Origin of the sequence: Pseudomonas sp. JH-2, assembly GCF_036231725.1 — a bacterium.
Lineage (GTDB): Bacteria > Pseudomonadota > Gammaproteobacteria > Pseudomonadales > Pseudomonadaceae > Pseudomonas > Pseudomonas delhiensis.
Map to the genome: position 1 here is coordinate 143,038 of NZ_JAZAQP010000012.1, position 6,059 is coordinate 149,096.

At 68.6% G+C, this 6,059-nt stretch carries 6 protein-coding genes; 1 reads left to right on the plus strand and 5 read right to left on the minus strand.

Annotated features, from left to right (window positions below):
* The 5 genes from fliL to VV867_RS11420 form a co-directional block, all read right to left on the minus strand.
* Complete coding sequence (fliL, locus tag VV867_RS11400; RefSeq protein ID WP_089393970.1) at positions 1–513, minus strand: flagellar basal body-associated protein FliL; 513 nt, start codon at positions 511–513, stop codon at positions 1–3.
* A gap of 308 nt (positions 514–821) precedes the next feature.
* On the minus strand, positions 822–2,093 hold the full coding sequence (locus VV867_RS11405) for a flagellar hook-length control protein FliK (RefSeq protein ID WP_109935411.1): 1,272 nt from the start codon (positions 2,091–2,093) through the stop codon (positions 822–824).
* Positions 2,094–2,165: 72 nt separating this feature from the next.
* On the minus strand, positions 2,166–2,516 hold the full coding sequence (locus tag VV867_RS11410; RefSeq protein ID WP_109935412.1) for an Hpt domain-containing protein: 351 nt from the start codon (positions 2,514–2,516) through the stop codon (positions 2,166–2,168).
* Between the two features lie 53 nt (positions 2,517–2,569).
* Complete coding sequence (locus tag VV867_RS11415; protein WP_109935413.1) at positions 2,570–4,270, minus strand: ATP-binding SpoIIE family protein phosphatase; 1,701 nt, start codon at positions 4,268–4,270, stop codon at positions 2,570–2,572.
* Positions 4,271–4,282: 12 nt separating this feature from the next.
* Entirely contained in the window at positions 4,283–4,588 is a 306-nt protein-coding gene (locus tag VV867_RS11420; RefSeq protein WP_109935414.1) for an STAS domain-containing protein, read from the minus strand.
* Between the two features lie 215 nt (positions 4,589–4,803).
* Here VV867_RS11420 and VV867_RS11425 point away from each other — a divergent pair, with 215 nt between their 5' ends.
* Positions 4,804–5,517, plus strand: a complete 714-nt coding sequence (locus VV867_RS11425; RefSeq protein ID WP_109935415.1) for a TorF family putative porin — start codon at positions 4,804–4,806, stop codon at positions 5,515–5,517.
* The last annotated feature ends 542 nt before the right edge of the window (positions 5,518–6,059 follow it).

Sequence of the window (6,059 nt, forward strand, 5' to 3'; positions counted from 1 at the left end):
CTACTGGAGTACGAAATTGGTGAAAAGCACCTGTTCCACGGTCAACTGACCGGTGGCCTTCTTGGCCAGTTCCTGGATGCTGGCGGTCGCCTGCTGTCGCAGCATCTCCTTGCCCACCGGGGTGGTCAAGGTGTCGAAATTCTGGCTGGAGAACAGCATCACCAGCTGGTTGCGCACCAGCGGCATCTGTTCGCGCAGGGCGTCCAGCTGGGCCTGGTCGCGGCCCATCAGGGCCACGGCGACCTGCAGGTAGCGCTGCCGCCCGCCCTGGTTGAAGTTGACCACGAAAGATGGCGCCAGCACCTCGTAGAGCGCCGGTTTCTTGCCGCTGCCGGCCTCGGCCACCGGTGCCTCGGCGGGCTTGGCGCCACGGCTGAGGAAGAACCAGGTGCCCCCCACCGACGCCCCGACCGCCAGCAGGAAGGCCAGGCCCAGGATGATGATGAGCTTGAGCCGGCCCTTGCCGGCGCCGCCCTCGGCGGGTGGAGTGGTCTGCTGATCGTTCTTAGCCATGCCAGAAATCCGTCACTTGCGCGGTCCGTTGCCTGTCTGGAAAGACAGGAGCAAGGGCTGTGCCAGGTCATGCCCGGCCGCCGCGGCGGATATTACAGGCTGCCGATGGGCGGAGCGAGGGGGGACAGGTGAAGCGGCGGATAACCGCGAACGGTTATTCGCCCTACGTCAGGGGCGGGCCTGGCGTAGGGCGCATAACGCCTACGGCGTTATCCGCCGTTTGGCCTGCAAGGCGCCCCTGTAGGAGCGGGCCCTGCCCGCGATTCGCGCGCAGGGCGCGCTCCTACAAGGGAACGGCGGGGCCGGCGTCAGGCGTAATAATCCACCATCCCCAGCCCGCCCAGCTGCGGCCGCGCGCGGATCTCGCTGACGCCGCTGAGCATGGGCTCGTCGTCACCCTCCGCCGCCGTGGCCGAACCGCCGCGGCCATTGCCCTGCTGCTGGCCCTGCCCTTGCCAGCCGCGGGCCAGGGACTGGTCGGAGACGTTGACGTTGACCTGGTTCATGCCCTGCTGGCCGAGCATCTCGCGCAGGCGGTGCTGCTGGCTGTCGAGGGCCTCGCGCACGCCGGCGCTGGCGCTGGCGAAGGTCACCTGGGTCTGGTCGCTGGTCATGTGGATGCGCACTTCCAGGCGCCCGAGGTCGGCCGGCTCCATCTGGATGTCGGCGGACTTCAGGTTCTGGCTGGACATCCACATCACCCGGTCCACCACCTGGTCGGTCCAGCCGTTCTGCTGCATGGCCACCGGCTGGCCGGGCACCTGCGGGTTGACCGGGCGGCTGGTGAGCGCCTGCTGGGTGCCGTTGAGCGCCTGGGTCATGGCCTCCAGGCGATGGGCGAAGGCCTCGTTGCGCGGCTCGGTCTTGGGCTGGCCGACGCTGTCGGCCAATTGCCCGGCCAGCTCGCCGGCTGCGTCGGCGGTCTTGGTTTCCGTCGAACCCTGGGCGTCCTTGAGGCCGGCCAGCAGGCTGGTCATGTCCAGCTTGGCGTCGCCCTTGCCCTGGCCGTCGGCCAGCTTGAGGTTGAGCTCGCCCTTGCCGGCAGTGGGCAGCTGCAGGGCCTGGGTCACCTCCTCGGCGCCCGCTTCCGGCAACAGGGCCACGCCCTGGGCCTGGTTGAGCTTCTGGAGGTCGCCGTCGCTGTTGGCAGCATCGAGCTGGCCCTGGCCGAGTTGCGTGGCGCCGTCCTGCACCGTCGGCTGCACGCCCATGGCCAGCGCCAGCAGCGGGTCGAGGCTGGGGTCGGGCGGCTGCTGGCCGTCGTCCGTCGACGCCTGCTCCTGGGCCGGCAAGGGCTTGCCGCCTTCGGCAACCTTTGGCTGCTCGCTGCCGGCTTCCGGCGCCTTGGCGCTGTCCTTGGCGGGCGCGTCATCCTGAGCGCGCGGCTTGTCGCCCTTGGCCTTGGCCTGGGCCTGCGGGCGCTCCTTGGCGGCCGGCCGGCTTTCCTGGGCGTACACGTCGGCGAAGCTGGAACCCTTGTCGTTGCTGGTGTTGGCCGAATCCTGCGCGGCCCTGGACGGGGATGTCCGGGGGCTTGGCGGCGGGGTCGGCGAAAGTAGGATGTCCGGGGCGACAGCCATCGGCGATCTCCGTTTCGTTTGCGTCGATGACACGGAGATAGCAAGGGCCGGGCCAGTTTCCCGGGTCGCCCGTCAGGAACGTTGCAGGCGCTGCTGGCGCAGCAGGATGCGGACGATGGCGAACTCGCGCTCGACCTGCTCGATCAGCCCGGCGGCCTTGGCCATGTCGCCCTGCCGGGCGGCGTCTTCCAGGCGCTTGCACAGGGCGGCCAGGGCCGGCGCGCCCATGTTGCCGCAGCTGCCCTTGAAGCTGTGCGCGGCGTGGCGCAGGGCCTGGCCGTCGAGTTCGACCAGGGCCTCGTGGAGGTTGCGCAGGCGCTCCTCGGAGTCGCCGATGAAGGTGTCGAGCAACAGCGGAAACTCTTCCGCCATCACCTCCCGCAAAGCCTTCAGTACCGCATCGTCGAGATGCACATCGGACATTCGCTCGCTCCCTGGCCACCCATGGCCAGGGCCGGCGCACGGGAAGTGCCGGATTATGCCTGAGCGGACCAGAAAAACTCCACGGACACCGACTTGCCGTCCCCCGACCACTGGCAGCGGTCGGCCAGGCTGCGTATCAAGGTCAGGCCGCGGCCGCTGAAGGCGCCCGGCACGCAGTGCGCCTGGGCCTGCAGCACGGCATTGACGTCGAAGCCGTTGCCGCTGTCGTCCACCCGCACCAGCAGGCGGCCGCCATCGCCATGGGGGGCGAGGTCGATGTGGAAGCGCACGAAGCCGTGGTCGAGGTTTTCCAGGCGCTTGCGGCGCTCCTCGTAGTAGCGGGCGAAGCCCTGGGCGTCGCACTTCAGGCGCGACTCCAGGCCCATCACGCCGTGCTCCAGGGCGTTGGAGTACAGCTCGGCGAGCACCGTGTAGAGGGCACTGCCGCGGGGGCGCAGGTCATGCACCTCCATCAGCAGCTGCAGCAGGAACGGCAAGGGGTTGAAGTGGCGCAGCGTCGGGGCGCGGAACTCGAAGCTGCAGGACCAGTCCTGGGTGCCGCCCAGCCCGCTTTCGGAAAACGCCAGGGGCGGCCGCTGCAGGCTGGCGTCGGGCACCAGGGCCACTTCCAGCATGCTCAGGTCGTCCTGGGCCTCGCCGCGGAAGCGCACCAGCGCCGCCTTCACCCCCTCGAACAGCCGCGAACCGTCGCGCTGCTCCTCGAACACCTGGCGCAGGCGCTGCTCGCCGAACATCTCGCCCTGCGGGTTGCGGGCCTCCAGCACCCCGTCGGAGAACAGCAGCACGCGGTCGCCGTCCTCCATGGGGAAGACCTCGCAGCCCTCGTCGAAGGCCGCCGGCTCGAGGATGCCCAGCGGCAGGTGGCGCGACACCAGGGGCTGCAGCTCGCGGCCCTGGCGGAACAGGTAGCCGTCGGGCAGGCCGCCGTTCCACACCTCCAGCAGGCCGCGCTGGAAGCTCAGGTTGAGCATGCTGGCGCAGCAGAACACCCCCACCGGCAGGATGCGCTTCAGCTTGGCGTTCATCTCGCGGAGGATGTCGGCGATCGGGTAGCCCTTGGCGGTCATGCCGTAGAACACCTCGGCCAGCGGCATGGCGCCGATGGCCGCCGGCAGGCCGTGGCCGGTGAAGTCGCCGAGCAGCACGTGCATGCCGCCGGAGGGCTTGTAGGCGGCCAGCAGCAGGTCGCCGTTGAACAGCGCGAAGGGCGACTGCAGGTAGCGGATGTTCGGCGCGTTCAGGCAGCCGGAGTGCGCCACCTTGTCGAACACCGCCTTGGCCACCCGCTGCTCGTTGAGCAGGTGCTCGTTGTGCCGGGCGATCAGGTCACGCTGCGCCAGCACCTCGCGCTGCAGGTGGTGCAGGCGGCCCATGGCGCGGATCTTGGCTTCGAGGATCACCCGGTTGTAGGGCTTGGAGAGGAAGTCGTCGCCGCCGGCCTCCAGGCTCTGCACCAGCGCCTCGGTCTCGGTCAGCGAGGTGAGGAAGATGATCGGCACCAGCTCCTCGCCGGCCTGGCGGCGGATCCGCCGCGCCGCCTCGAAGCCGTCCATCACCGGCATCAGGGCGTCCATCAGCACCAGCTGCGGACGCTCCTGCTCGAACAGCGCCAGGGCCTCCAGGCCGTTGGCGGCGGTCAGCACGCGGTGCCCCTGGCGGCTGACGATGGTGGACAGCAGCAGGCGGTCGGCGGCGTTGTCGTCGGCGATCAGGACCGTGAGGAAGTTGGCCATGACCGCCACGGCTCAGGAAATGCGGAACAGCTGTTCGAAGTTGGAGATGGAGAGGATCTTGCGCACGTCCGGGCTGCAGTGCACCAGGCTGATTTGCGCATGTTCGCCGCCGGCGTGGTCGCGCAGCAGCAGGAGCATGCCCAGCGCCGAGCTGTCCAGGTAGGTGGCGCCCTTGAGGTCGACGACGTAGCGTTGCGGGGTGGTCTCGACGCGCTCGTAGGCGTCGCGGAATTCCTGGTGCGCACCGAAGTCGAAGCGGCCCTGGACCACGATGGTCAGTTCCTGGCCGTCGGCCGAGGGTACGGATGTGATGGCCATGGAGGCCTCCCTGCTGAATGGAGTGCGCATGCTGGGGAAGATTTAGCAGCTAGACCGCGGCCCGGCAACCTCCACGAGCGCCGGCACGAAAAGGTTCGATCCGGCCGACAAATGGACCGCCGGTCATTGCCTGGTCGATGAATGGATTTACCCTGTAAAGGTGCGGAGGGGACCGCACCTGCCAAGGAGCATTTCGAAGACCAAGGGGGGGAGCCATGATCATCCAACGTCTGCTGCTGGGCGCCTCGCTGTGCGCCAGCCTGGCCGCCAACGCCCAGGTCATGCAGCGCCAGCTGGGCGACTTCGACCTCAAGCTCGCCAACTCGCCGACCCGCAGCATGGCCCAGGGCCTGGTCCAGCCCGGCGGCCTGGACAGCCTGCACGGCGGGCTGGACGCCAGCCACGACTCGGGCTGGTACTTCGGCGGCTGGGCCGCCAACCTGGAACCGGACAAGCCCACCGAAGTCGACTCCTACGCCGGCTTCAAGCGCCCGCTGGGCAATGGCCGCCTCGGCTACGAGCTGGGCAGCATCCGCTACGTGCACCCGCAGCGGCCGGACCTGGACACCCAGGACGTCTACGGCGGCCTGTCGATCTTCGGCAGCCGCCTGGGCGCCGCCTACAGCAACAGCGCCGGGCGCAGCAGCGCCACCCTGTTCGCCGACCTGGGCCTGACGCCGCCGCTGGGCTTCGACCTGACGCTGAAATACGCCAGCTACAGCCTGGAGAACCCGGTGAACGTGGCCAATGGCTACGTCAGCGGCTTCAACGACTGGTCGGTGAACCTCAGCCGCCCCTGGCTGGGCCTGGACCTGAACTTCTCCTACAGCGGCAGCAGCCTGAGCGGCACGGACTGCAGCGCCTACTCGGGGCACAACGCCTACTGCGACAGCGCGGTCACCTTCAAGGCGTCGCGGTCGTTCTTCTGAAGCACGGCGGATGAACTATCCCTCGCCATTCCCGCGAACGCGGGACGCGGCTCCATCGCGAACAACGCTTGCGCTGGCCCGAAGGGGTATAACCCAGGCCGTGCCGCCGGGGCGTCCGGCGTGGCCGGTGAATCCTACGGGGAGGCCGGGAGCTTCGTGATTTCGCATCACGCCGAACGGTCCCCTCTCCCGCTTGCGGGGGAGGGTTAGGGAGGGGGACGGAGTCAGGGTTCGCGAGCAAGCTCGCTCCTACGAAGAGCAGTGCCGCTCTTGATTTTGGACTTCCAGAGAAACCACCGAGCGCACCGGAACGCCCCTTCAGAAGGCCGAGCGAAACCGGCGCTCAGGAGGTCATGCGACATGGATGTCGCTAGAGCCCCGATGGGCTACAGGGACGTACCCTCGGGGCGGGCCTCCGTGGCGGGGGAATTCGTGAGGGTAGCCCGGCTCCATCGGGCCCGTATGCGGGGCAAGCCTTTTTGGTTACTTTTGTGGCGACTGACAAAAGTGACTCGCCCGAGGGGGCGAAACAAGAAACATCA